General features: G+C 39.5%; 24 protein-coding genes and 3 pseudogenes. All 27 read left to right on the top strand.

Annotated features, from left to right (window positions below):
- Positions 1-9: 9 nt before the first annotated feature.
- Positions 10-219: a Blp family class II bacteriocin gene (locus tag ACLV7Q_RS08065; RefSeq protein WP_033684778.1), complete on the top strand. Its 210-nt coding sequence runs from the start codon at positions 10-12 to the stop codon at positions 217-219.
- 697 nt (positions 220-916) lie between these two features.
- A pseudogene (locus ACLV7Q_RS08060) lies at positions 917-1,072 on the top strand (type II CAAX prenyl endopeptidase Rce1 family protein); the annotation flags it as partial.
- A 162-nt stretch (positions 1,073-1,234) separates the two neighbouring features.
- Positions 1,235-2,029 (top strand): cell cycle regulator CcrZ, encoded by a 795-nt coding sequence (gene ccrZ / locus ACLV7Q_RS08055; RefSeq protein WP_000362999.1) that lies wholly within the window; start codon positions 1,235-1,237, stop codon positions 2,027-2,029.
- Positions 2,026-2,661, top strand: coding sequence for a tRNA (guanosine(46)-N7)-methyltransferase TrmB (trmB, locus tag ACLV7Q_RS08050; RefSeq protein ID WP_001266094.1), 636 nt, complete (start codon positions 2,026-2,028; stop codon positions 2,659-2,661). The genes ccrZ and trmB overlap by 4 nt, the downstream gene beginning before the upstream one ends.
- Before the next feature lie 126 nt (positions 2,662-2,787).
- Complete coding sequence (gene rimP, locus ACLV7Q_RS08045) at positions 2,788-3,267, top strand: ribosome maturation factor RimP (protein WP_050230440.1); 480 nt, start codon at positions 2,788-2,790, stop codon at positions 3,265-3,267.
- Between the two features lie 43 nt (positions 3,268-3,310).
- Entirely contained in the window at positions 3,311-4,447 is a 1,137-nt protein-coding gene (gene nusA, locus ACLV7Q_RS08040) for a transcription termination factor NusA (RefSeq protein ID WP_218757005.1), read from the top strand.
- Between the two features lie 21 nt (positions 4,448-4,468).
- Positions 4,469-4,762 (top strand): RNase P modulator RnpM, encoded by a 294-nt coding sequence (gene rnpM, locus ACLV7Q_RS08035; protein WP_000857562.1) that lies wholly within the window; start codon positions 4,469-4,471, stop codon positions 4,760-4,762.
- Positions 4,755-5,054 carry a YlxQ-related RNA-binding protein gene (locus ACLV7Q_RS08030; protein ID WP_001041390.1) on the top strand — a complete coding sequence of 100 codons (300 nt, stop codon included), beginning with the start codon at positions 4,755-4,757 and terminating at the stop codon, positions 5,052-5,054. The genes rnpM and ACLV7Q_RS08030 overlap by 8 nt, the downstream gene beginning before the upstream one ends.
- Positions 5,055-5,070: 16 nt before the next feature.
- Positions 5,071-5,244, top strand: a pseudogene (locus ACLV7Q_RS08025) (translation initiation factor IF-2 N-terminal domain-containing protein); the annotation flags it as partial.
- A gap of 228 nt (positions 5,245-5,472) precedes the next feature.
- A pseudogene (gene infB, locus ACLV7Q_RS08020) lies at positions 5,473-8,013 on the top strand (translation initiation factor IF-2); the annotation flags it as partial.
- Between the two features lie 251 nt (positions 8,014-8,264).
- Positions 8,265-8,615 (top strand): 30S ribosome-binding factor RbfA, encoded by a 351-nt coding sequence (rbfA, locus tag ACLV7Q_RS08015; RefSeq protein WP_001273601.1) that lies wholly within the window; start codon positions 8,265-8,267, stop codon positions 8,613-8,615.
- Between the two features lie 173 nt (positions 8,616-8,788).
- Complete coding sequence (locus ACLV7Q_RS08010) at positions 8,789-9,568, top strand: hypothetical protein (RefSeq protein ID WP_218757003.1); 780 nt, start codon at positions 8,789-8,791, stop codon at positions 9,566-9,568.
- A 1-nt stretch (position 9,569) separates the two neighbouring features.
- Complete coding sequence (locus ACLV7Q_RS08005) at positions 9,570-9,752, top strand: hypothetical protein (protein WP_050265964.1); 183 nt, start codon at positions 9,570-9,572, stop codon at positions 9,750-9,752.
- Positions 9,753-10,017: 265 nt separating this feature from the next.
- Positions 10,018-10,251 (top strand): DUF1858 domain-containing protein, encoded by a 234-nt coding sequence (locus tag ACLV7Q_RS08000; protein WP_000368739.1) that lies wholly within the window; start codon positions 10,018-10,020, stop codon positions 10,249-10,251.
- Positions 10,251-11,585 carry a DUF438 domain-containing protein gene (locus ACLV7Q_RS07995; RefSeq protein WP_218757002.1) on the top strand — a complete coding sequence of 445 codons (1,335 nt, stop codon included), beginning with the start codon at positions 10,251-10,253 and terminating at the stop codon, positions 11,583-11,585. The genes ACLV7Q_RS08000 and ACLV7Q_RS07995 overlap by 1 nt, the downstream gene beginning before the upstream one ends.
- A 9-nt stretch (positions 11,586-11,594) precedes the next feature.
- On the top strand, positions 11,595-11,849 hold the full coding sequence (locus ACLV7Q_RS07990) for a DUF1912 family protein (protein WP_000119707.1): 255 nt from the start codon (positions 11,595-11,597) through the stop codon (positions 11,847-11,849).
- A gap of 95 nt (positions 11,850-11,944) precedes the next feature.
- Complete coding sequence (locus tag ACLV7Q_RS07985) at positions 11,945-12,340, top strand: helix-hairpin-helix domain-containing protein (RefSeq protein WP_218757001.1); 396 nt, start codon at positions 11,945-11,947, stop codon at positions 12,338-12,340.
- A gap of 283 nt (positions 12,341-12,623) precedes the next feature.
- Complete coding sequence (locus ACLV7Q_RS07980) at positions 12,624-13,202, top strand: flavin reductase family protein (protein ID WP_218757000.1); 579 nt, start codon at positions 12,624-12,626, stop codon at positions 13,200-13,202.
- Positions 13,189-13,764 (top strand): GNAT family N-acetyltransferase, encoded by a 576-nt coding sequence (locus ACLV7Q_RS07975; RefSeq protein ID WP_218756999.1) that lies wholly within the window; start codon positions 13,189-13,191, stop codon positions 13,762-13,764. Before ACLV7Q_RS07980 ends, ACLV7Q_RS07975 begins: the two co-directional genes overlap by 14 nt.
- Positions 13,765-13,766: 2 nt before the next feature.
- On the top strand, positions 13,767-15,749 hold the full coding sequence (locus tag ACLV7Q_RS07970) for an HsdM family class I SAM-dependent methyltransferase (protein WP_218756998.1): 1,983 nt from the start codon (positions 13,767-13,769) through the stop codon (positions 15,747-15,749).
- Positions 15,742-16,752 carry a RhuM family protein gene (rhuM, locus tag ACLV7Q_RS07965; RefSeq protein WP_218756997.1) on the top strand — a complete coding sequence of 337 codons (1,011 nt, stop codon included), beginning with the start codon at positions 15,742-15,744 and terminating at the stop codon, positions 16,750-16,752. Before ACLV7Q_RS07970 ends, rhuM begins: the two co-directional genes overlap by 8 nt.
- A complete protein-coding gene (locus ACLV7Q_RS07960) occupies positions 16,745-17,845 on the top strand; it encodes a restriction endonuclease subunit S (RefSeq protein WP_218756996.1) in 1,101 nt (366 codons plus the stop codon). The genes rhuM and ACLV7Q_RS07960 overlap by 8 nt, the downstream gene beginning before the upstream one ends.
- The gene (locus ACLV7Q_RS07955) at positions 17,829-18,371 is read left to right on the top strand and encodes a restriction endonuclease subunit S (RefSeq protein WP_218756995.1); all 543 of its coding nucleotides are present in this window, start codon (positions 17,829-17,831) and stop codon (positions 18,369-18,371) included. Before ACLV7Q_RS07960 ends, ACLV7Q_RS07955 begins: the two co-directional genes overlap by 17 nt.
- Positions 18,364-21,015 carry a valine--tRNA ligase gene (locus ACLV7Q_RS07950; RefSeq protein WP_218756994.1) on the top strand — a complete coding sequence of 884 codons (2,652 nt, stop codon included), beginning with the start codon at positions 18,364-18,366 and terminating at the stop codon, positions 21,013-21,015. The genes ACLV7Q_RS07955 and ACLV7Q_RS07950 overlap by 8 nt, the downstream gene beginning before the upstream one ends.
- Before the next feature lie 77 nt (positions 21,016-21,092).
- Entirely contained in the window at positions 21,093-22,865 is a 1,773-nt protein-coding gene (locus tag ACLV7Q_RS07945; protein WP_218756993.1) for a hypothetical protein, read from the top strand.
- Complete coding sequence (locus ACLV7Q_RS07940; protein ID WP_218756992.1) at positions 22,858-23,709, top strand: DNA adenine methylase; 852 nt, start codon at positions 22,858-22,860, stop codon at positions 23,707-23,709. Before ACLV7Q_RS07945 ends, ACLV7Q_RS07940 begins: the two co-directional genes overlap by 8 nt.
- A 496-nt stretch (positions 23,710-24,205) precedes the next feature.
- Positions 24,206-25,000: a Fic family protein gene (locus ACLV7Q_RS07935; protein ID WP_218756991.1), complete on the top strand. Its 795-nt coding sequence runs from the start codon at positions 24,206-24,208 to the stop codon at positions 24,998-25,000.
- Positions 25,001-25,108: the final 108 nt, after the last annotated feature.

The following is a 25,108-nucleotide window of genomic DNA, read 5'->3' as shown; positions in this document are numbered from 1 at the left end:
ATAGAAATTATGTTTAATTACAAAATAGTAGATAATCAAGAATTAAGTAATATTTCTGGAGGTGGATTGGGAGGAGATGTACTTGTAGGAGCCTTGTCGGGTGCATTTCAGGCAGGACAATCTTGTATTGCTGGAGGCCCCCAAGCTTACTTTATTTGCGCAGCAGGAGGCGCTATAGTAGGTGGCTTTGTAGCTTATGGATTGAGACCACCAAAATAGTTTTAAAAAGGAACGAGTGTTAATATGTTAAATGAAACTATGATTCAGCTTATACTCATTGCAATTTGTTGTGTGTACATTATTTTTAACACCAAGGCTGATAAAAACCAAAAGAGAGGATATCGTACAGCTTTGTACCTTTTCGTTATGGCTGGTATTATATCCTATATTATGAATTATTTGAACTGGTTAGATTTTTTCTTACTGATAACTCCGATAATGTGCCTATTTAAATTTGAAGATCAATGGAGTTAGCAACGTTTGACACTTCAATAGGTTATTAGCTATCCTTTGGCTCATTGTCAACTGTAGTGAGTTGAAGAAAATCTAAGATCGAGAAAGGACGAAATTCGTCCTTTCTTTTTTGAGGTACGACGGGCATGTCGTATATCTGAGGTGTAAGTCCTCGGTGGGCACCTGCTACCGGTGAACCCAATAGCGATTCTCAAGCCTGACTATCGTGAGGTAGCGGGAAGAAGAAGGCATAGCGAAATCGTGGCTTGAAGAACAGGAATGTTATAGTAAGACACGTTTAGAGGATAAAGTGGCTTTACACTCTGAAGCACAAATAGGTATACCTAATCCATATATTTAAATCACGAGAGTGTACGAGAAAAGATGTACGACTTATCTATTGATGTGAGGTTCTGATGAGAGTTGAAAGCATGGTAACAACGAATCATGAGAAGTTAGTCAATCCTACATGCATGGACCTTCTAATGTCCCTTCGTTTATTTTTTATCTACTTGGGGGCTTGTTACTGGGCTTTGCTTATAAAAAGAGCCAAAACCTATGGGTTTCGACTCTAGTTCACATGTTTTATAATGCTTGGCCACTCTTATATTATTTATAAAAATTATGAAAAGGTAAGCAGAAGACGGTGCTTGCCTTTTTCAAGCTATAATGATAGCCCGAGCCAATCCAGAGGCTTTTCTTTGAGAATCGGGTGTGGAGCGGTTGACGAATAGGCCAAAAACTAGTAGAATAGTAAGGAAACTTTATACGGAGGAAAGAAATGGATTTGGGTGATAATGAGCTAACACTGACTCCCATACCTGGGAAAAGTGGCAAGGCTTATATGGGTAGCTATCCTGATGGGAAGCGCATCTTTGTAAAAATGAACACCTCTCCAATCCTACCTGGTCTAGCTAGAGAACAAATTGCTCCACAATTATTATGGAGTCGCCGTTTGGCAGATGGGCGTGATATGTGTGCTCAAGAATGGTTGACAGGCAAGATATTGACCCCCTATGATATGAATCGTAAACAAATCGTCAATATCTTAACCCGTCTTCATCGCTCACGTCCGTTGATGACACAGTTGAGTCGTTTGGGCTATGCCATGGAAACACCTGTAGATTTACTACAGTCTTGGCAAGAAACGGCTCCAGATGCTTTGCGTAAAAATCATTTTATCAGTGAAGTGATGGCTGATTTACGTCAGACTATTCCAGGATTTAGAGAGGACCATGCGACCATTGTCCATGGAGATGTACGACATAGTAATTGGATTGAGACAGACAGTGGCTTGATTTATTTGGTGGATTGGGATTCGGTTCGTTTGACCGACCGCATGTTTGATGTGGCCCATATGCTCTGCCATTATATTCCAGAACATCAGTGGAAGGAATGGTTGACCTACTACGGTTACAAGTACAATCAGACGGTATTAAATAAATTGTATTGGTACGGTCAATTGTCTTATTTGAGCCAGATTTCCAAGTATTATATGAATCAAGATTTAGAAAATGTCAATCGGGAGATTCATGGCTTACGTCACTTCCGAGACAAGTATGGAAAGAGAAGATGAGAGTTAGAAATCGTAAAGGGGCGACAGAGTTACTAGAGGCAAATCCCCAGTATGTGGTCCTCAATCCCTTGGAAGCCAAGGGAAAATGGCGGGACTTGTTTGGCAATGATAATCCCATTCATGTGGAAGTTGGAAGTGGAAAGGGTGCCTTTGTTTCAGGTATGGCCAAGCAAAATCCTGACATCAACTATATCGGGATTGATATTCAAAAGTCTGTTTTGAGTTATGCTTTGGACAAGGTGCTTGAAGTTGGAGTACCTAATATTAAGCTCTTGTGGGTAGATGGTTCTGACTTGACTGACTACTTTGAAGACGGTGAGATTGATCGTTTGTATCTGAACTTTTCAGATCCTTGGCCTAAAAAACGCCATGAAAAGCGCCGTTTGACCTACAAGACCTTCTTGGATACCTTTAAACGTATCTTGCCTGAAAATGGAGAAATTCATTTCAAGACGGATAACCGTGGCTTGTTTGAGTACAGCCTAGTGAGCTTTTCTCAGTATGGTATGAAACTCAATGGTGTCTGGCTAGACTTGCATGCTAGTGATTTTGAAGGCAATGTCATGACAGAATACGAGCAAAAATTCTCCAACAAGGGGCAAGTTATCTACCGAGTTGAGGCAGAATTTTAAGAAATAGCCTAAAATCAGGCTGTACAAGTGCTTTTGCTTTACATAAGTAGTAAAAAGTGCTATACTGTAAGTAAGAATATGAGAAAGAGAGGCGGGGAAATATCTTCGCCTCTTGCTTATGAGGAGGTGGACGCAATCGCAACAATCGTAGAATTAGTCAGAGAAGTTGTAGAACCTGTCATCCAAGCGCCTTTCGAACTCGTGGATATCGAGTATGGAAAGATTGGCAGTGACATGATTCTCAGTATTTTTGTAGATAAACCTGAAGGAATTACCTTGAACGACACGGCAGACTTGACAGAAATGATCAGTCCTGTCCTAGACACCATCAAGCCAGATCCCTTCCCAGAACAATATTTCCTAGAAATCACCAGTCCAGGCTTGGAACGTCCTTTGAAAACCAAGGATGCCGTCGCTGGAGCGGTTGGGAAATACATCCATGTCGGGCTCTACCAAGCCATCGATAAGCAAAAGGTCTTTGAAGGAACCTTGTTGGCCTTCGAAGAGGACGAGTTGACTATGGAATATATGGACAAGACGCGTAAGAAAACCGTCCAAATTCCATACAGTTTAGTATCAAAAGCACGTTTAGCAGTTAAATTATAGAAAAAGAAAGGATAGCTTTTGAGAATTCAAAAGTGAAGAAAACATGAGTAAAGAAATGCTAGAGGCCTTCCGCATTTTGGAAGAAGACAAGGGAATCAAAAAAGAAGACATCATCGACGCAGTAGTAGAGTCGCTTCGTTCCGCTTATCGCAGACGCTATGGTCAATCAGACAGCGTAGCCATTGACTTCAACGAAAAAACAGGGGACTTTACAGTTTATACTGTTCGTGAAGTGGTTGATGAAGTATTTGATAGCCGTTTGGAAATCAGCTTGAAAGATGCTCTTGTCATCAATTCAGCCTATGAGCTTGGTGATAAGATTAAGTTTGAAGAAGCGCCTGCTGAGTTCGGTCGTGTAGCAGCCCAATCTGCCAAACAAACCATCATGGAAAAAATGCGCAAGCAAACACGTGCCATCACTTACAATACTTACAAAGAACATGAGCAAGAAATCATGTCTGGTACAGTAGAACGCTTTGACAACCGCTTTATCTATGTCAACCTTGGTAGCATCGAAGCCCAATTGTCAAAACAAGACCAAATCCCTGGAGAAGTTTTTGCTTCTCATGATCGTATCGAAGTTTATGTTTACAAGGTTGAAGACAACCCTCGTGGTGTCAACGTCTTTGTTAGCCGTAGTCATCCAGAAATGATCAAACGTTTAATGGAGCAAGAAATTCCAGAAGTTTATGATGGAACTGTTGAAATCATGAGCGTGGCTCGTGAAGCAGGTGACCGTACTAAGGTTGCAGTTCGTAGCCATAATCCAAACGTAGACGCTATCGGTACAATCGTTGGACGTGGTGGTGCTAATATCAAGAAGATTACCAGCAAATTCCACCCAGCTCGTTACGATGCTAAGAATGACCGCATGGTACCAATCGAAGAAAACATCGACGTTATCGAGTGGGTAGCAGATCCAGCTGAATTTATCTACAATGCCATTGCTCCTGCTGAAGTTGACCAAGTTATCTTTGATGAAAACGACAGCAAACGTGCCTTGGTGGTTGTGCCAGATAACAAGCTTTCTCTTGCTATTGGTCGTCGTGGGCAAAACGTTCGCTTGGCAGCTCACTTGACTGGTTACCGTATCGATATCAAGTCTGCTAGTGAATTTGAAGCCATGGAAGAGGTTGCTTCAGTAGATTTGGAAGCAGAAAACGATACTGTAGAAGAATAAAAGCTGCCAGAGGAGGGAAAGATGAAAACGAGAAAAATCCCTTTGCGCAAGTCTGTTGTGTCCAATGAAGTGATTGATAAGCGTGATTTGCTCCGCATTGTCAAAAACAAGGAAGGACAAGTCTTTATCGATCCGACAGGCAAGGCCAATGGCCGTGGCGCTTATATCAAGCTAGACAATGCAGAAGCCCTAGAGGCGAAAAAGAAGAAGGTCTTTAACCGTAGCTTTAGCATGGAAGTGGAAGAAAGCTTTTATGACGAGTTGATCGCTTATGTGGATCACAAAGTGAAAAGAAGAGAGTTAGGACTTGAATAAGCAAAAGATAAGCAATCTCTTGGGACTTGCTCAGCGAGCAGGGCGGATCATATCGGGTGAAGAATTGGTTGTCAAGGCCATTCAGGACGGCAAGGCCAAGTTGGTCTTTCTAGCTCATGATGCTGGACCTAATCTGACCAAGAAGATTCAAGATAAAAGTCATTATTATCAAGTAGAAATTGTAACCGTGTTTTCAACACTGGAATTAAGCATAGCAGTCGGAAAATCAAGAAAAGTTTTGGCTGTGACAGATGCTGGATTTACAAAGAAAATGAGGTCTCTTATGGAATAGAAGAGGAGGACATGATTTGTCTAAGAAAAGATTGTACGAAATCGCAAAAGAGCTTGGAAAAGAAAGTAAAGAAGTTGTAGCGCGTGCAAAAGAGTTGGGCTTGGATGTGAAAAGCCACTCATCAAGTGTGGAAGAAGCTGTCGCTGCAAAAATCGCTGCCAGCTTTAAGCCTGCAGCTGCTCCGAAAGCAGAAGCAAAACCTGCAGCCCCAAAAGCAAGTGCAGAAAAGAAAGCCGAAAAATCTGAGCCAGCTAAACCAGCTGTAGCTAAGGAAGAGGTAAAACCTGCAGCCCCAAAAGCAAGTGCAGAAAAGAAAGCCGAAAAGTCTGAACCAGTAAAACCAGCTGTAGCCAAGGAAGAGGCAAAACCTGCAGCCCCAAAAGCAAGTGCAGAAAAGAAAGCCGAAAAGTCTGAACCAGTAAAACCAGCTGAGCCAGTCGCTCCTAAAGCAGAAAAAGTAGCGGCTAAACCGCAAAGCCGTAATTTCAAGGCTGAGCGTGAAGCACGTGCTAAAGAGCAGGCAGAGCGACGCAAGCAAAATAAGGGCAATAACCGTGACCAACAACAAAACGGAAACCGTCAGAAAAACGACGGCCGCAATGGTGGAAAACAAGGTCAAGGCAACCGCGATAATCGTCGCTTTAATGACCAAGCTAAGAAACAGCAAGGTCAGCAAAATCGTGGAAATAATCGCCGTCAACAAGAGGACAAACGTCCACATCAAGCGGCTCCACGCATTGACTTTAAAGCCCGTGCGGCAGCCCTAAAAGCAGAGCAAAATGCAGAGTATGCACGTTCAAGTGAGGAACGCTTCAAGCAATATCAGGCTGCTAAAGAAGCCTTAGCTCAAGCAAACAAACGCAAGGAACCAGAGGAAATCTTTGAAGAAGCGGCTAAGTTAGCTGAACAAGCGCAACAAGTACAGCAAGTTCAAGCAGTGGTTGAAGTCGTCCCTGAGAAAAAAGAACCTGCAGTGGATACACGTCGTAAAAAACAAGCTCGACCAGACAAAAATCGTGACGATTATGATCATGAAGAAGATGGTCCTAGAAAACAACAAAAGAATCGAAGTAGTCAAAATCAAGTGAGAAATCAAAAGAATAGTAACTGGAATAACAACAAAAAGAACAAAAAAGGCAATAACAAGAACAACCGCAATCAGGCTCCAAAACCTGTTACAGAGCGTAAATTCCATGAATTGCCAACAGAATTTGAATATACAGATGGTATGACCGTTGCGGAAATCGCAAAACGTATCAAACGTGAACCAGCTGAAATCGTTAAGAAACTTTTCATGATGGGTGTCATGGCCACACAAAACCAATCCTTGGATGGGGAAACAATCGAACTCCTCATGGTGGATTACGGTATCGAAGCCAAACAAAAGGTTGAAGTGGATAATGCTGACATCGAGCGTTTCTTTGTCGAAGATGGTTATCTCAATGAAGATGAATTGGTAGAGCGTCCACCAGTTGTAACTATCATGGGACACGTTGACCACGGTAAAACAACACTCCTAGATACCCTTCGTAACTCTCGTGTTGCGACAGGTGAAGCGGGTGGTATCACTCAGCATATCGGTGCCTACCAAATCGTGGAAAATGGCAAGAAGATTACCTTCCTTGATACACCAGGACACGCGGCCTTTACATCTATGCGTGCGCGTGGTGCTTCTGTTACCGATATTACTATCTTGGTTGTAGCGGCAGATGACGGGGTTATGCCTCAGACTATCGAAGCCATTAACCACTCAAAAGCGGCGAACGTTCCAATCATCGTAGCCATCAACAAGATTGATAAACCAGGTGCCAACCCAGAACGCGTTATCGGTGAATTGGCAGAGCATGGTGTTATGTCAACTGCTTGGGGTGGAGATTCTGAATTTGTTGAAATCTCAGCTAAATTCAACCAAAACATCGAAGAATTGTTGGAAACAGTCCTTCTTGTAGCTGAAATCCAAGAACTCAAGGCAGACCCAACAGTGCGTGCGATCGGTACAGTTATCGAAGCTCGTCTGGATAAAGGAAAAGGTGCGGTCGCAACCCTTCTTGTTCAACAAGGTACCTTGAATGTCCAAGACCCAATCGTTGTCGGAAATACCTTCGGTCGTGTCCGTGCCATGACCAACGACCTTGGTCGTCGTGTTAAGGTAGCAGGTCCATCAACACCAGTTTCAATCACAGGTTTGAACGAAGCGCCAATGGCAGGTGACCACTTTGCCGTTTACGAAGATGAAAAATCTGCGCGTGCGGCAGGTGAAGAGCGTGCCAAACGTGCCCTTATGAAACAACGTCAAGCTACCCAACGTGTCAGCCTTGAAAACCTCTTTGATACCCTTAAAGCTGGTGAACTCAAATCAGTTAACGTGATCATCAAGGCCGATGTACAAGGTTCTGTTGAAGCCCTTTCTGCCTCACTTCAAAAGATCGACGTGGAAGGTGTCAAAGTGACAATCGTTCACTCTGCGGTCGGTGCCATCAACGAATCAGACGTGACCCTTGCTGAAGCTTCAAATGCCTTTATCGTTGGTTTCAACGTACGCCCTACACCACAAGCACGTCAACAAGCAGAAGCTGACGATGTGGAAATCCGTCTCCACAGCATTATCTACAAGGTTATCGAAGAAATGGAAGAAGCTATGAAAGGGATGCTTGATCCAGAATTCGAAGAAAAAATTATCGGTGAAGCAGTTATCCGTGAAACCTTCAAGGTGTCTAAAGTGGGAACTATCGGTGGATTCATGGTTATCAACGGTAAGGTTACCCGTGACTCTAAAGTCCGTGTTATCCGTGACGGTGTCGTTATCTATGACGGTGAACTCGCAAGCTTGAAACACTACAAAGACGATGTTAAGGAAGTGACAAACGGTCGTGAAGGTGGATTGATGATCGATGGCTACAATGATATCAAGATGGATGATGTGATTGAGGCTTATGTCATGGAAGAAATTAAGAGATAAGATTTTTTGCTCCTTTCTTAGGTGGTGAGGGACGCAAGCAAACCGATGGTTTCATTGCTTATTTTTGAGCCTAGGGTCTCAAAAATCCCCTGTGATGGGACTGATAAATCAGTTCCATCACTTTCACCACGGCGAAAGAAGCAGATGATTTCAAATTGAACTTCGTTCCAATTTGAAATGAAAATCAATAAGTTTAAAAATAGCTAGGTCTGCTGGCCTAGCTTTTGGTTCAAAGTAGAGAAAGGAATATCATGGCAAATCATTTCCGTACGGATCGTGTGGGCATGGAAATCAAGCGTGAAGTCAATGAGATTTTGCAAAAGAAAGTCCGTGATCCGCGTGTCCAAGGCGTGACCATCACAGATGTTCAGATGCTAGGTGACTTGTCTGTTGCCAAGGTTTACTACACCATTTTGAGTAACCTTGCTTCAGATAATCAAAAAGCTCAAATCGGGCTTGAAAAAGCAACTGGCACCATCAAACGTGAACTTGGTCGCAATTTGAAATTGTACAAAATCCCAGATTTGACCTTCGTCAAAGACGAGTCCATCGAGTATGGAAACAAGATTGATGAAATGCTACGCAATCTGGATAAGAACTAAGAAGAGGGGCACCCCTCTTTTTTGGTGGAGAAAATAGGTGGAATTTGAAATGGAAAAATATTCTTTTAAAAAAGGGATTCTGTATTTTTTAATGTTTATCTAATTAGAAAATGCTTTTTTTTTTTAGGAAATATGATATGATAAGGTGTAAAAAAGAAATAAGGAGTTTGTATATGGCTGAACAAGAGTTGGCTATGCAAGTATTGCAACAAGTGGTGAAACTACCTGTTGTTAAGGTTGATCGTTCGAAATTTTTAGTGGATAAGTTTTCCAAAGAATTGGATCCACAGGACATTCCTACCTTATTAGAACAAGGCCCAACGTCTCTCTTATCTCAAGAAATCTTAGATCGAGTGGCTAATGCCTGCATTAGGGATAATGTTTTATTAGCGAGTGGAACGTCTGTTGTTGCTGGATTACCAGGTGGACTTGCCATGGCAATTACCATTCCAGCGGATGTAGCTCAATTTTATGCTTTTTCTTTAAAATTAGCTCAAGAACTAGGTTATATTTATGGATATGAGGATCTTTGGGCTTCACGCGAGGAGTTGAGTGAAGATGCTCAAAATACCCTCTTGCTTTATCTAGGTGTAATGTTGGGGGTAAATGGAACCGCTGCCTTGCTACGTGCTGGTGGTATAACAATTGCCAAACAGGTAATGAAAACAGTGCCTAATAAAGCCTTAACAAAGACGCTTTGGTACCCTATTTTGAAAAAAGTCTTAAAAATATTTGGTGTGAATCTGACCAAGGGAGGGTTGGCCAAAGGAATGGGGAAATTCATACCTATCTTGGGAGGTATCATTTCAGGTGGTTTAACCTTTGCAACTATGAAACCGATGGGGGAAAGCTTACAGAAAGAATTATCCAAGCTAGTCAACTATAGTGAAGTTCAATATCAAGAAGATCTTGAAACAATCCGAAAAGAGGCTGAAATCATCGAAGGAGAGTAATATGGGACTCATAAAAACTCTAGCTAAAACTTACGGGAATTACTTTTTGACCGTGCAAGGTATAAAAGTAATGAAAACGATAAAGAAAGATGACAATGTTGTTGTCGGTCTAGGTAAACTTTTTATTGCAGACAAGTTAATGGATACGGCTCGGTGGCTCATCAAGCCAGAGGAGAGAGAATGAAATTTTTCTGGACAATTCTTGCCATTATTTTTATTAAACCGATTATTGGGATTTTGAAATTCTTTTGGATGATCATCTCTTTTGCAGTCCAATTGCTGTTTTACAAGCTATTATTTAAAATATTGGATTGGCTCTTTAAACTTATTTAGGCCGTAATTCAAGTCTCAGAGAACTAGTAAGTCTTGTACTGCTAGTTTTTTATTCTCTTTCCATATGGTATAATATAAGCAGTAAAATCATTTTAGAACATTCAATGGAGGTCGTCATGGACAATATCATCGATGTGTCAATTCCTGTTGCAGAAGTGGTGGATAAGCATCCAGAAGTTTTGGAAATCCTAGTGGAGCTTGGTTTTAAACCCCTTGCTAATCCCTTGATGCGCAACACAGTCGGTCGTAAAGTATCGCTCAAGCAGGGGTCTAAGCTTGAAGGAACTCCTATGGACAAGATTGTCCGCACGCTGGAAGCAAACGGCTACGAAGTGATTGGATTAGACTAATGGCAGATGAACGGATTCATGTCCTACGGGATATTTTGTTAGAATTGCACAATGGTGCCTCTCCTGAGTCAGTTCAGGAGCGTTTTGATGCGACCTTTACAGGTGTGTCAGCCATCGAGATTTCTCTCATGGAGCACGAGTTGATGAACTCAGACTCAGGTGTTACCTTTGAAGATGTCATGGAACTCTGTGATGTCCATGCCAATCTTTTTAAAAATGCTGTTAAGGGTGTCGAAGTAGAGGATACTGAGCATCCAGGTCACCCAGTTCAGATTTTCAAAGAAGAAAATCTGGCCCTCCGTGCGACCTTGATTCGCATTCGTAGATTGTTAGATACATATGAGTCTATGGAAGATGAAGAAATGCTGGCGGAGATGCGTAAGGGCTTGGTTCGACAGCTGGGCCTTGTGGGTCAATTTGACATCCACTACCAGCGTAAGGAAGAGCTATTTTTCCCCATCATGGAGCGCTATGGACACGATTCACCTCCTAAGGTCATGTGGGGAGTGGATGACCAGATCAGGGAACTCTTTCAAACAGCTTTAGCGACAGCCAAGGAACTACCAGAAGTATCGATTAGCAGTGTAAAAGAAGCTTTTGAAGCCTTTGCGACAGAGTTTGAAAGTATGATTTTCAAGGAAGAGTCCATCCTTCTCATGATTCTCCTTGAGTCCTTCACCCAGGATGACTGGCTTCAGATTGCGGAGGAGAGCGATGCCTATGGCTATGCTATCATCCGTCCGTCTGAGAAATGGGTGCCAGAACGACAGAGTTTTGTTGAGGAAAAGAGTGCAGAAGAGCCTGTACAGCTAGATACGGCAGAGGGTCAAGTTCAACAAGTTATCGATACGCCAGAAGGACAGTTTACCATTACCTTTACCCCTAAGGAAAAGGAAGCAGTGCTGGACCGCCATAGTCAACAGGCTTTTGGGAATGGCTATCTCTCAGTCGAGCAGGCCAACCTCATCCTCAATCACCTCCCCATGGAAATTACCTTTGTCAATAAAGACGATATTTTCCAATATTACAATGACAATACGCCAGCTGATGAGATGATTTTCAAACGGACGCCGTCCCAAGTTGGGCGCAATGTTGAACTATGTCATCCACCTAAGTACTTGGACAAGGTCAAGACCATCATGAAGGGACTTCGTGAGGGGACCAAGGATAAGTATGAAATGTGGTTCAAGTCTGAGTCACGAGGCAAGTTTGTCCACATCACCTACGCAGCAGTGCACGATGAAAACGGAGAATTCCAAGGTGTGTTGGAGTACGTTCAGGATATTCAACCCTACCGTGAGATTGACACGGACTATTTCCGTGGATTAGAATAAGGAGAATCAATGAGTTACGAACAAGAATTTATGAAGGAATTTGAAGCTTGGGTTAATACCCAGATTATGATTAACGACATGGCGCACAAGGAAAGCCAAAAAGTCTACGAAGAAGACCAAGACGAGCGTGCCAAAGATGCCATGATTCGCTACGAAAGCCGCTTGGATGCTTATCAGTTCTTGCTTGGCAAATTTGAAAACTTCAAAGCAGGCAAGGGATTCCATGATTTGCCAGAAGGCTTGTTTGGTGAGCGAAATTATTAAACGAGATAGATTCTTGATTTTTTACTAAAATCTTGATAGAATATTTATATTAAATCCTTGTCAGAGCAGGGGTTTTTTATTGAAAGGATTTTATCATGTCAAAGAAACTCAATCGTAAAAAACAATTACGAAATAGCCTCCGTCGCGCAGGTGCCTTTTCAAGTACTGTGACTAAGGTTGTGGAAGAGACAAAAAAAGTCGTAAAACGTGCAGAGCAGTCAGCAAGCCAAGCTGGTAAGGCTGTTTCTAAAAAGGTTGAACAAGCAGTAGAAGCTACCAAAGAACAAGCTCAAAAAGTAGCCAATTCTGTAGAAGATTTTGCAGCAAACTTGGGTGGACTTCCACTTGATCGTGCCAAAACTTTCTATGATCAAGGAATCAAGTCTGCTTCAGATTTCAAAAACTGGACTGAAAAAGAACTCCTTGCCTTGAAAGGAATCGGCCCAGCTACCATCAAGAAATTGAAAGAAAATGGCATCAAGTTCAAGTAATCTTTCTTGTGCCTTGCATTTCCGAAAAAATATTGTTACAATAGAGCCATTAGAGGTGTTTTGAATCCCACATTTTACAGAAAGTGGCGGAGCTGAGAAGTCCACAAATGTGTCAAAACTGGTTGCTAATGGATGAAAAATTGAAATAAAAGTGTCTTTTTGTTTTAAAGACGAGAGTTGCGGGCAACTGCCCGAAATTGGGTGGTACCGCGGATAAATACATTCGTCCCTGTCATGTAGATGGCAGGGCTTTTCTTTTGTATCTTGGTCAAAGGAGGTTGTCATGAAGCAATCTTTTAAAACAAGTAAACTCTACTATGGCTTTCCTATTTTCATTTTGAGATATCAGGATCAGAATTTTGGACACAATATTACGACCTGTAGCTCCTCTTATAGCTTGGGAGATTGGATTGTGGTTGGAGTCGTTGCGAGAGAGAATGTCGCAGATCAAATTAAACATTATCAAAAATTTACTGTGAATATCCCTGATGAAAATCTCATGCTCGAGATGGAGCAGGCTGGTTTTATCAGTCATCAGGAGAAATTGGAACGTTTGGGAGTACATTATGAAATTTCTGAACGAACTGAGGCACCGATTTTAGAGGATTGTCCAGTCGTTTTGGATTGTCAGGTAGATAGGATTATCGAGGAAGATGGAATCTGTCATATCTTTGCCAAGATTATCGAACGACTAGCTGCTCCAGAACTTTTGGATGACAAGGGGCATTTTAAGAATGACCGTTTTGCGCCGACTTACTTTATGGGGGATGGCCACCAGCGCGTTTATCGTTATTTAGATGACCGAGTTGGTTCTATGGGAAGCTTCATTAAGAAAGCGAGGAAAAAGGATGGCAAGAACTGAACTGCCAGAACGCTTGGAAACAGAACGTCTCGTTTTACGAGTCCGCACAGTGGCGGATGCTGAGGATATCTTTGACTATGCTAGTTTGCCAGAGGTCGCCTATCCAGCAGGTTTTCCTCCAGTCAAGACCTTGGAAGATGAGATTTATTACCTAGAGCATATCCTTCCTGAGCGCAATGAAAAGGACAATCTCCCAGCAGGCTATGGAATTGTTGCCAAAGAGACTGATAAAGTTATCGGCTCTGTTGATTTCAACCATCGTCATGAAGATGATGTGCTGGAGATTGGCTATACCTTACACCCAGACTATTGGGGACGCGGTTATGTGCCAGAAGCTGCGCGTGCCTTGATTGACTTAGGCTTTAAAGATTTGGGTCTTCACAAGATTGAACTGACTTGTTTTGGTTATAATGTCCAAAGTCAACGTGTCGCAGAAAAACTTGGATTTACCCTCGAAGCTCGCATCCGAGACCGTAAAGATGCCCAAGGCAATCGCTGTGATGATTTGAGATATGGCTTGCTGAGGAGTGAGTGGGAGAGTTTAGTAACTAAAAGGAACTAATTATGGCAAAAAAAGAAGTAAATACTGATTTATGGGTTCATGAACTTTTAAAGGAAGCAGGAATTCGTGAAAATTTTGATGCACAGGGAAGTAATATTAAAGAGATTGATGAGGCTCTGAAAACTGCCTCGAAAAAAGGGACTGGAAATTCAGGTTTTCCAGAATACGTTGGAATTGTTAAGGACTTTTTAATCATTATTGAGGATAAACCTGGATTATCAAAACATATCAATTATACAGATGATGACTTAATTGCTGATGATATTAAATCAAATACAGACTATGCGGTTAATGGGGCGGTCTTTTATGCTAAGCATTTAGCAGATAAGGTTAGTTATAAAAAAATTATTGCCGTAGGGATTAGTGGTAATGAAAAAAAACACCGCATTACTCCTGTTTTTGTAAATGAACGTGGTGAGTATTTTGAACTTGCAGACATTGAGACTTTGATTTCCTTTTCAATAGATAATATTGATGAGTATTACGTAAAAGAGATCCTTCAAGAAGAAACCAATTTTGAAAAAGAAACAGCTGAAATTTTAAAAGATGCAGCAACTTTACATAATGATCTAAGAAATTACGGTAATACTGAGGAAAAGAATAAACCACTGATTGTTTCGGGAATCCTGTTAGCATTGAGAGAAACAGAGTATGGAAACTTCTCTCTGGAAAGTTTAACTGGAGATACTGTAAAAACAGATGGGTCAAAGATATATACTGCCATCAAGTCTAATCTTCAGCGTGCTAATGTATCTCCCGAAGTAAAAAAAGATAAATTACTTAGTCAGTTTGCTATCATCAGAGACGATGTGAAAATTAATGAAAAAAATGCTAATCTAGGCAAAACACCTATCAAACACTTTACAGAATTTCTTTATAAGAGTATCTATCAAAGTTTAAGATATAACAGTTCTGCCGAAGATTATCTTGGTCGTTTCTACGGGGAATTTATGTCTTACTCTGGAGGAGACGGTCAGAACTTAGGTATTGTCTTAACACCAAAACATATTACAGAACTTTTTTGTGATTTAGTTGATTTAAAGCCGACAGATAAGGTTTTTGATCCGACTTGTGGTACAGCAGGTTTCCTAATCGCTGCCATGCATGATATGTTAACAAAAGCGGAAAGTGATTATCAACGTGAGCAAATTCGCAAACATCAGCTATTCGGAATAGAGGAGCAATCTTATATGTTTACAATTGCTACGACGAATATGATATTGCGGGGTGATGGGAAAAGCAACCTAGAAAACCAAGACTTTCTGCGCCAAAATTCTAGTAAGCTTCAGCTAAAACAATGCAATGTTGGTATGATGAATCCGCCGTATTCAAGAGGTTCAACAACTAATACTGAATTATATGAAATCAACTTTACAGAACATCTGTTAAATTCTTTAGTTGAAGGGGCTAAGGCTGTTGTCATTGTTCCTCAGTCCACCTTTACAGGGAAGACTAAGTTTGAAAAAGAAGCTAAACAAAACATTTTAAAACATCATACTTTAGAGGGGGTTATCACACTTAATAAGAATACCTTTTATGGAGTAGGAACAAATCCCTGTATTGCAGTATTTACAGCTGGTATACCGCATCGTCCGGAAAAAGAATGCAAATTTATCAACTTTGAAAATGATGGTTTTGAAGTTTCTAAACATATCGGTCTGGTTGAAACAGCTACAGCTAAGGATAAAAAACAACACTTGCTTGATGTCTGGTTTGATCGCACAGAAGCAGAAACTAAGTTCTGTGTTCAAACAACAATCGAAGCTGATGATGAATGGCTTCACTCTTTCTATTACTTTAATGATGAAATTCCTTCTGAGGAAGATTTTCAAAAGACCATTGCAGATTACCTCACTTTTGAAGTCAATATGATTACTCATGGCCGAGGTTATCTTTTCGGAATAGAAGAAAAAGAGAATTATCAAGAAAATACTGATATTGAGGAACTTCCGATGGTAGCGGAAAAAGGTGACAAGTATGAATGAAATTTCTAATTTTGTCCTTTATACGACACCTAATGGTGATGTTAATTTAAATATTCTCTTACAAGATGAAAATCTTTGGTTGACACAAAAAGGGATTTCCGAGTTATTCGGAGTTTCTAAATCAACAGTTAGTCACCATTTATCAAATATTTATAGTGATGGCGAGTTAGATAAGATGGCAACTGTTCGAAAATTTCGAACAGTTCAAAAAGAGGGAAATAGAGCGGTTCAGCGCGAATTGGAGTATTATAATCTTGATGCTATCATATCAGTTGGTTATCGTGCTAACTCAACAAAGGCGACACAATTTCGAATTTGGGCAACGAATACCTTAAAAGAATTTATTATTAAGGGGTTCGTACTTGATGATGAGCGTCTTAAACAGGGACAAACGGTCTTTGGTCAAGATTACTTCCGTGAACTCTTAGAGCGAATCCGTTCCATCCGTGCCAGTGAACGCCGTATTTATCAGCAAATAACCGATATTTTTGCGGAATGCGCTATTGACTACGATAGAAATTCTGAAATCACTAAGAATTTCTATGCTATGGTGCAGAACAAGTTTCATTTTGCTATTACAGGTAATACCGCTGCTGAGATTATTTATCATAAGGCAGACGCTGATAAGAAACAAATGGGATTAACGACTTGGAAGAATGCACCAGATGGACGAGTACTGAAATCGGATGTGACAGTTGCTAAGAATTATTTGCAAGAAACCGAAATCCGTCAACTAGAGCGTACCATAACCTCTTACTTCGACTATATTGAAGGTCTGGTTGAGCGACGTAATACCTTTACCATGCAATCCTTGGCAGAAAGTATTGATCGCTTTCTTTCTTTTAATGAATATGACATTCTAGAAGGAAAAGGATCTATTTCTAAAAAACAGGCAGATGAGAAAGCCAGTCAAGAATATGAGAAATTCAACCGTACCCAGAAGATCGTGTCGGATTTTGACAAGCAAATCAAAAAACTAATGGCAGGTGACAAAGATGAGTAAGTTGAAATTGACGGATGTGGAGTGGGGAGAGTTTTTTATCGGTGGTTCAAATGGATTGTTTGATATCACTTCAACAAAAAGTGGTATTGATAAAAATAAACTTAATATTGATGTAGGTTTAATTCCGTATATAACCCGGACTGATATGCAAAACGGAATAAATATGTTTATTACTGATAAACAAAATAATCGATATAATATTGATGAAGGAAATGTAATCACAATAGGCTTGGATACCCAAACCGTTTTTTATCAGCCAACTGCTTTTTATACAGGCCAGAATATTCAAGTTTTAAGAAATAACAATCTAAACAAATATACAGCTATGTTCATAATTCCCTCTATTAAAATTCAAATGCAAAAGTTTAATTGGGGAGGAAATGGTGCGACCCTAGGTCGACTTAATCGAACACGACTTATTCTCCCTATCGATTCCCAAGGTCAGCCTAACTGGCAGTTCATGGAAGATTACATCAAGCAAGAACAGAAGCAACAAGCTCAGAAAATCATTGATTATTATGAGCGAAAATTGATTGAACTAGCTGGAGATGTGGTAGGACTAGATAAGGTAGAATGGAAAACATTTAAGCTAGGAGACATTTTTGATTTAGTTACAAAAAGCAGTAAAGGACTTAATCATTTAGAAAAAAATACATCTGATGGGATTAGCTACGTTGGAGCAACTAATCGCAATAATGGTGTTTTGGATTTTGTGAAGCGAAAAGAAAATCTTATATATTCTGGGAATGCTATTGCTTTCATTCGTAACGGCGAAGGTTCAATGGGGTATAGTGTCTATAAAAAAGAAGACTTTATTGCATCACAAGATATAACAGTGGGATATAATCAATATCTGAATGAATATAATGCTAAGTTTATAACTACAATAGCTGATCAAGTTAGAGGAAAATATAATTTTGGATATAAACGAAACCAAGAAAGATTGAAACGAGAAACTCTAGTACTTCCTTCCGATGAAAAGGGAAATCCAAATTTCCAATATATGTCTGACTTTGTGAAAAAATTAGAACTTGACAAAGTCCAAGAAGTGATAGAATATATATATATATATCAGAATGATGAACATTCTTAAAGAAAAAGTTTGTGAAATTTCTTGGAAAGATTTCTGGATTGAGGATGTTTGTGAGATTAAATCGGGCGTTCGTTTGACAAAAGCAAATCAAGAAATTGGATTGAGACCATTTGTAGGTGCTAGCGATAGCGATAATGGGGTTACAGCCTTTGTATCTAATAAAAATAAAAGTCTTGATGCAAATGTGCTTGGTGTAAATTACAATGGTAGCGTCGTTGAGAATTTCTATCATCCCTACGAAGCCATTTTTTCTGATGATGTCAAACGATTGAAATGGAAAGATGGAATATACGGAAACAAATATACCTACCTTTTCTTGAAACAAATGATTTTGTCGCAAAAAATCAAGTATGCCTATGGTTATAAATTCAATGGAGAACGCATGAAACGTCAAAAGATTATGTTACCAGTTGCTGAAACTGGATTGCCAGATTATAACTATATGACTTCTTATATGCAAAAACAAGAGTTAGAACAAATTTTTAAGATATTGAACTACTTAAACAAGGAGAACACACATGTCTAAAGAACTTTCACCTAAATACAATCCAGCCGAGGTTGAGGCTGGTCGTTACCAAAAATGGCTTGATGCGGATGTTTTCAAGCCTTCAGGCGATCAAAAGGCTAAGCCTTATTCAATCGTGATTCCACCACCAAATGTAACTGGTAAGCTTCACCTTGGTCACGCTTGGGATACGACTTTGCAAGATATCATCATCCGTCAAAAACGCATGCAAGGTTTTGATACCCTTTGGCTTCCAGGGATGGACCACGCGGGGATTGCCACTCAGGCTAAGGTAGAGGAACGCTTGCGTGGTGAGGGCATTACTCGTTACGATCTCGGTCGTGAAAAATTCCTAGATAAAGTCTGGGAATGGAAAGACGAATATGCCACTACTATCAAGGAGCAATGGGGCAAGATGGGGCTTTCTGTAGACTACTCTCGTGAGCGTTTCACCCTTGACGAAGGTTTGTCAAAAGCTGTTCGTAAGGTCTTTGTGGACCTTTACAGGAAAGGCTGGATCTACCGTGGTGAGTTTATCATAAACTGGGACCCAGCAGCTCGCACAGCCCTTTCTGATATCGAGGTTATCCACAAGGATGTCGAAGGTGCCTTCTACCACATGAACTACATGCTGGAAGACGGTTCACGCGCCCTTGAAGTTGCCACAACTCGTCCTGAGACTATGTTTGGGGACGTTGCCGTTGCGGTCAATCCAGAAGACCCACGCTACAAGGACTTGATCGGAAAAAATGTCATCCTTCCAATCGCTAATAAACTCATCCCAATCGTTGCCGACGAACACGCAGACCCTGAGTTTGGTACAGGTGTTGTGAAAATCACCCCTGCCCACGATCCAAATGACTTCTTGGTTGGTCAACGCCATAACTTACCACAAGTCAACGTCATGAACGACGACGGAACCATGAACGATTTGGCTTTCGAATTTGCAGGCATGGACCGTTTCGAAGCTCGTAAGGCAGTCGTTGCTAAGCTGGAAGAAATCGGTGCCCTTGTTAAAATCGAAAAACGTGTCCACAGTGTTGGTCACTCAGAGCGTACTGGTGTGGTGGTTGAGCCACGCTTGTCTACACAATGGTTCGTTAAGATGGACCAATTGGCGAAAAATGCTATTGCCAACCAAGACACAGAGGACAAGGTCGAATTCTACCCACCTCGTTTCAACGATACCTTCCTCCAATGGATGGAAAATGTCCATGACTGGGTAATCTCTCGTCAGCTCTGGTGGGGTCACCAAATCCCTGCTTGGTACAATGCTGAGGGTGAAATGTACGTTGGCGAAGAAGCTCCAGATGGTGAAGGTTGGACTCAGGACGAAGATGTCTTGGATACGTGGTTCAGTTCTGCCCTTTGGCCATTCTCAACCATGGGCTGGCCTGATGTCGACTCAGCAGACTTCAAACGCTACTTCCCAACTTCAACCTTGGTAACAGGTTACGACATCATCTTCTTTTGGGTGTCTCGTATGATCTTCCAATCATTGGAATTCACTGGCCGTCAGCCATTCCAAAACGTTCTTATCCATGGTCTCATTCGTGACGAGCAAGGACGCAAGATGTCTAAATCTCTCGGTAACGGGATTGACCCAATGGATGTCATCGAGAAATACGGTGCCGATGCCCTTCGATGGTTCCTTTCAAACGGTTCTGCACCAGGACAAGACGTGCGCTTCTCTTACGAGAAAATGGATGCCTCATGGAACTTCATTAACAAGATCTGGAACATCTCTCGCTACATCCTCATGAACAATGAAGGCTTGACCCTTGAGCAAGCAACTGCCAATGTGGAAAAAGTTGCCAACAAGGAAGCTGGAAATGTCACAGACCGTTGGATTCTCCACAACCTCAATGAAACCATCGGCAAAGCTACTGCCAATTTTGACAAGTTTGAGTTTGGTGTCGCTGGACACATCCTCTACAACTTCATTTGGGATGAGTTTGCGGACTGGTACGTTGAGTTGACCAAGGAAGTCCTTTATAGCGATAACGAAGAAGAGAAAGTCATCACACGCTCTGTTCTCCTTTACACTCTGGACAAGATCCTTCGTCTCCTTCACCCAATCATGCCATTCGTGACAGAGGAAATCTTTGGACAAATCTCAGAAGGCTCTATCGTTACAGCAGAATACCCAACTGTTAATCCAGCCTTTGAAGACCTTGCTGCCCACACTGGTGTCGAAAGCCTCAAAGACTTAATCCGTGCCGTTCGTAATGCGCGTGCAGAAGTAAATGTAGCTCCAAGCAAGCCAATCACCATCCTTGTTAAGACAAGCGATAGCGACTTGGAAGCCTTCTTTAACAGCAATGTCAACTACATCAAACGCTTCACAAATCCAGAACACTTGGAAATCGCATCAACTATCCCTGCACCTGAGCTCGCAATGTCAAGCGTCATCACAGGAGCAGAAATCTACTTGCCACTGGCTGACCTCCTCAATGTCGAAGAAGAACTGGCTCGTCTCGACAAGGAACTGGCTAAATGGCAAAAAGAACTGGATATGGTCGGTAAGAAGCTCTCTAACGAACGCTTCGTAGCCAATGCCAAACCAGAAGTTGTCCAGAAAGAACGCGACAAACAAGCTGACTACCAAGCTAAATACGACGCGACCGTCGCACGTATTGATGAGATGAAGAAGTTGGTGGGATAAACTATAAGCCTCGGCAATTTGCTGGGGTTTTTGGTATAATATCAATTATAATTATAACAGTTGTGAAAGGAATATTTATGTTTGATACTGTTGTCTTAAATCCTTTAGAGATTAATCTAGATTTCAATAATCCTAGATTTTCAATGTTTGATTTTAATACTGAGGAAGAAATAATTAGATATTTGATTAATTTTGAACAAATTAAAGAGCTCGCATTTCAAATTGTCGAAAATGGTTATAATACAATAGGTGAACGTATTATTGTTTTGAAAAGTGGAACCTCTAGAAAAGTTAGTTATACTGTGTTAGAAGGTAATCGAAGAATTGCTTCACTAAAACTTTTGTTTCAATATTCGTACTTATTAACAAGTTCGGAAAGGAAGAAAATTGAACAATTGAATCTGAACATTCAAGATTTTGAAGTTAGTTGTGACGTAGTAAAAGAAGATACTAGAGATAAGGCTCTTTTTAAGATTAGTGCAAAACATGTAGATGGAATTAAAACATGGAGTGCTACTGATAAAAGGGTATTTTATCATAATCTTTATACCCAATACAGAAAAAAAGGACTATCTAGTGACGAATCTTTAGAAAAAATTAAAAGTATTACTCCGGAAGGAAAAACAGCAATTAGAAATTCAATACAACAATTAAATTATTTAACTGCAGTTCATAATGCAACTAAAATTTATAAATCTGATTTGGAAAAACTAACACATTTAGATACAGATGTGCTAGTATCGAGAGTTTTAAGACCATTGAGTAAGGACTTAAAGTTTGAATTTAATGATGAGTTCCAAGCAATAGTAAAAAATGAAAAAATATATCATGAAATATTAGGATTACTTGGTAAGGCAGTTTGGATTGATAAAAAATTAGATACACGGGTATTTAGTAAACAGGAACAATGGAACAAAATTATTATAGATAACAAAGTAATCCCGGGATTAGCTGAAAAAATTAGAGAATATAAAGCTTTTGAAACAACAGAATCGTTTAATGAGAATACATCAGAAAATTCTTTAGATAATGGCATCAAAAATACTGAAGACAGTCTGAAGGATAATAAAAAAACATCTGATTCACCGAATCAGGAAACAAAATATAAATTTTTTGTTCCTACAACTCAGATAACTATTGGACAAAGGAATTATGATTTGACCAAGTGTATTTTTCTAGTTGACGAAAAAGGTGACCGGATTCCAAAACAAAGTTCTGACTATGCACGAATCTCAGTTAGTTGTTCTCATCAAAATATTGTGATTAAAGATAATATCATTGATTCTATTTCAGAAAATGGTACATATGATATTGAAGTTCAATACAATGGGATTATTAAATATTTTAAAATTTTCTTAAATGTAGATTTTGATAATAAACAACAGGATTATCAAGTGCTATTCGAACAAAATTGGTATGATGAATCTTTGGCAAAATTATCATCTAATACTAATTACTTTAAAATTTATGAAGTAATTAAAAAATTGCAAAATTTGAATGTTTTGTCAATGAATACAGGTGATCACATTATTATTGCATTCCTTTTAAGAAGTTTAATAGAATACAGTACTAAAGCTTATGTTGATTTAGTCGATATAAAACAACCACCAGAAAAATTACCTGCTCTTGTTTCAGTCGTTAAAAATCACTTGGTGACAAATAAAAAGCTTTCAAAAACGGAAGCAAAAACTTTTAATAAACACGATATTGATATAGAAACATTGAATGGTTTAATTCACGATTATAAAACTGAAATTAGTATTACTACTATTCAGTCAATTGGTCGGAAATTTAAGAGATATTTTTCTGTTATTTTTAATAGATTGGTAGAAGGAGTAAATAATGGATAATTTTAGCCCATTACGTTATCCTGGAGGAAAAAATAAAACTTACCAATATATTAAATATTTGGTAGAGAATAACAATATTGATACTTATATAGAACCATTTTGCGGGGGAGCCGCAGTAGCACTAAAATTGTTGCTCAATAATGACGTCAAAAAAATAATGTTAAATGATTTTGATAGATCTGTTTATGCGATGTGGTTTTCAATTTTACACGATACTGATTCTTTTATAAAAAAAGTAAAAGAGGCAGTATTTACGATTGAAGAATGGGATAAGCAGCAAGCTATTCAAAGAAACAAAGAAAATGTCGACTTACTTACATTAGGTTTCTCTACATTCTATCTAAATAGAACAAATCGATCAGGAATTATTCAAGCTGGTCCCATAGGCGGCAGAGCCCAAATGGGAAATTATAAAATGGATTGCAGATATAATACAGAAGTATTGATAAATAAGATTGAATTAATTGCTAAAAATAAGAGTAGAATCAATTTGTATAATATAGATGCTATTGAATTTATTAAAAATAATATTAATCGTACAAAACGCTCTCTGACTTTTTTTGACCCACCATATTATGTTAAGGGAAAACAATTGTACACAAATTTTTATGAACACATAGATCATTTAGAATTACGAGACACTATTGACAAATATATGAGTAAACATAAATGGGTTCTTACATATGATTTTCACGAGGAAATCCAAAATATGTACTCAAAATTTGAGCATTTCCCTTATATGTTAAACTATAGTGCAGGTAATTCAAAAAAAGGAATAGAATATATATTTTTTAGTGAAGAATTATCATCAGCTAAAATCAACGAGTATTTACATATTTTGTAAATAAAATATTAACCTAAGATTAGCTAGTTCAAACAATAATTGATGATTTTTTAGATTTCGAAATTTGTAAGCTAGCAATAGAGTAAAGGGAATTTTTTATAATTTCTAAGGAACTATTCAATGGATTTGCATTTGATTAAAATGATACACTAGAATGGTTAGTCAACATTCTAGAAACCAGCTTACTACACAACAAACCATCTATGTTCGAACCGCTCTGAGAAGTACAACATTGCAGTTTCTTCTCAGGTGTTGGGGGATTTGAACAAACCAACGAGTTCAGAGTGGTGTATCCTATGAGTTTGATAAGTATGCAAGCTAGAATTATTCATTTAATCAAACCATTCATCCAAAAGGCATTACAAATGAGTGCATGGGATGTTGAGTATAACTCTTTTATTACTTCTTCATAGAACTTATTATGAATGTTTTTTATAGTTCACCCCAATTTCACCATTTACCGATGACACAGAAAAACAATTGAAAGGATATTTCTATGCAACCAACTTACAACATTGACAACCCAAACTTGTCTTATGAAGCTAAGCGTGACTTATGGCGGATAGGTTTTGGTCTGCAGAAAGTTGACAATCTAGTGCCATCAGCGTATATGGAATCTTTGGCTGAGAAACAGTCCCGGGGTGAACTGACTTACGAGCAGGTTTATGAAGATGCAACGGCTTATCACCATACTATTGATGCAAGCACGGAAGAGGCAGACTTGGTTTCTCTACGTATTGTAGAACTATTGTCTCGAAGAGGCTTTAGCTTTAGTCCTGCGACCTTACTTGCTATTCATAAGGAGTTGTTTCAAGATATATTTGAACCCTCTATTCCGGTGGGGCAATTTCGTCAGACCAATATCACAAAGAATGAACCTGTTTTGAATGGTGAAAGTGTTGTGTACTCTGATTACTCCATGATTCAAATGACCTTGGATTATGATTTTAATCAGGAAAAACAAGTTGCATATGCGACACTAACTCAGGCGGATGTGGTTAAACAAATCCAGCATTTTATTTCAGGAATCTGGCAGATTCATCCATTTCGCGAAGGAAACACTCGGACAGTAACGGTCTTTTTGATTCAGTATCTTCGTGAGTTTGGTTTTGATATTGATAATACACCATTTCAGCAACATGCCAAGTATTTTCGTGATGCCTTGGTATTAGATAATGCAAAGATTTTACAGCGACGTCCTGAGTTTTTAACAGCTTTTTTTGAAAATCTCTTGCTCGGTGGTCAAAATGATCTGTCATCAGAAAAGATGTATCTAGAACTCGATCTTTAAAAATCCTAATACTGAGTAAACATTGAATTTTAGGAAAAAAATGAAGTAAATATTCCTACAAGAAAACGCATATCATCAAAGATTTAGGTCGCTTGATAATATGTGTTT

This window comes from Streptococcus mitis (genome assembly GCF_965111725.1).
GTDB lineage: Bacteria > Bacillota > Bacilli > Lactobacillales > Streptococcaceae > Streptococcus > Streptococcus mitis_DV.
The sequence above is the reverse complement of the archived record's forward strand: the minus strand, read 5'-3'. Positions and strand labels throughout refer to the sequence as shown.

Coding starts and splice junctions, on each gene's coding strand:
- ACLV7Q_RS08065 (WP_033684778.1), top strand. CDS start 10: ATGTTTAATTACAAAATAGTAGATAATCAAGAATTAAGTAATATTTCT.
- ccrZ (WP_000362999.1), top strand. CDS start 1,235: ATGGATTTGGGTGATAATGAGCTAACACTGACTCCCATACCTGGGAAA.
- trmB (WP_001266094.1), top strand. CDS start 2,026: ATGAGAGTTAGAAATCGTAAAGGGGCGACAGAGTTACTAGAGGCAAAT.
- nusA (WP_218757005.1), top strand. CDS start 3,311: ATGAGTAAAGAAATGCTAGAGGCCTTCCGCATTTTGGAAGAAGACAAG.
- rnpM (WP_000857562.1), top strand. CDS start 4,469: ATGAAAACGAGAAAAATCCCTTTGCGCAAGTCTGTTGTGTCCAATGAA.
- rbfA (WP_001273601.1), top strand. CDS start 8,265: ATGGCAAATCATTTCCGTACGGATCGTGTGGGCATGGAAATCAAGCGT.
- ACLV7Q_RS08010 (WP_218757003.1), top strand. CDS start 8,789: ATGGCTGAACAAGAGTTGGCTATGCAAGTATTGCAACAAGTGGTGAAA.
- ACLV7Q_RS08005 (WP_050265964.1), top strand. CDS start 9,570: ATGGGACTCATAAAAACTCTAGCTAAAACTTACGGGAATTACTTTTTG.
- ACLV7Q_RS08000 (WP_000368739.1), top strand. CDS start 10,018: ATGGACAATATCATCGATGTGTCAATTCCTGTTGCAGAAGTGGTGGAT.
- ACLV7Q_RS07995 (WP_218757002.1), top strand. CDS start 10,251: ATGGCAGATGAACGGATTCATGTCCTACGGGATATTTTGTTAGAATTG.
- ACLV7Q_RS07990 (WP_000119707.1), top strand. CDS start 11,595: ATGAGTTACGAACAAGAATTTATGAAGGAATTTGAAGCTTGGGTTAAT.
- ACLV7Q_RS07985 (WP_218757001.1), top strand. CDS start 11,945: ATGTCAAAGAAACTCAATCGTAAAAAACAATTACGAAATAGCCTCCGT.
- ACLV7Q_RS07980 (WP_218757000.1), top strand. CDS start 12,624: ATGAAGCAATCTTTTAAAACAAGTAAACTCTACTATGGCTTTCCTATT.
- ACLV7Q_RS07975 (WP_218756999.1), top strand. CDS start 13,189: ATGGCAAGAACTGAACTGCCAGAACGCTTGGAAACAGAACGTCTCGTT.
- ACLV7Q_RS07970 (WP_218756998.1), top strand. CDS start 13,767: ATGGCAAAAAAAGAAGTAAATACTGATTTATGGGTTCATGAACTTTTA.
- rhuM (WP_218756997.1), top strand. CDS start 15,742: ATGAATGAAATTTCTAATTTTGTCCTTTATACGACACCTAATGGTGAT.
- ACLV7Q_RS07960 (WP_218756996.1), top strand. CDS start 16,745: ATGAGTAAGTTGAAATTGACGGATGTGGAGTGGGGAGAGTTTTTTATC.
- ACLV7Q_RS07955 (WP_218756995.1), top strand. CDS start 17,829: ATGATGAACATTCTTAAAGAAAAAGTTTGTGAAATTTCTTGGAAAGAT.
- ACLV7Q_RS07950 (WP_218756994.1), top strand. CDS start 18,364: ATGTCTAAAGAACTTTCACCTAAATACAATCCAGCCGAGGTTGAGGCT.
- ACLV7Q_RS07945 (WP_218756993.1), top strand. CDS start 21,093: ATGTTTGATACTGTTGTCTTAAATCCTTTAGAGATTAATCTAGATTTC.
- ACLV7Q_RS07940 (WP_218756992.1), top strand. CDS start 22,858: ATGGATAATTTTAGCCCATTACGTTATCCTGGAGGAAAAAATAAAACT.
- ACLV7Q_RS07935 (WP_218756991.1), top strand. CDS start 24,206: ATGCAACCAACTTACAACATTGACAACCCAAACTTGTCTTATGAAGCT.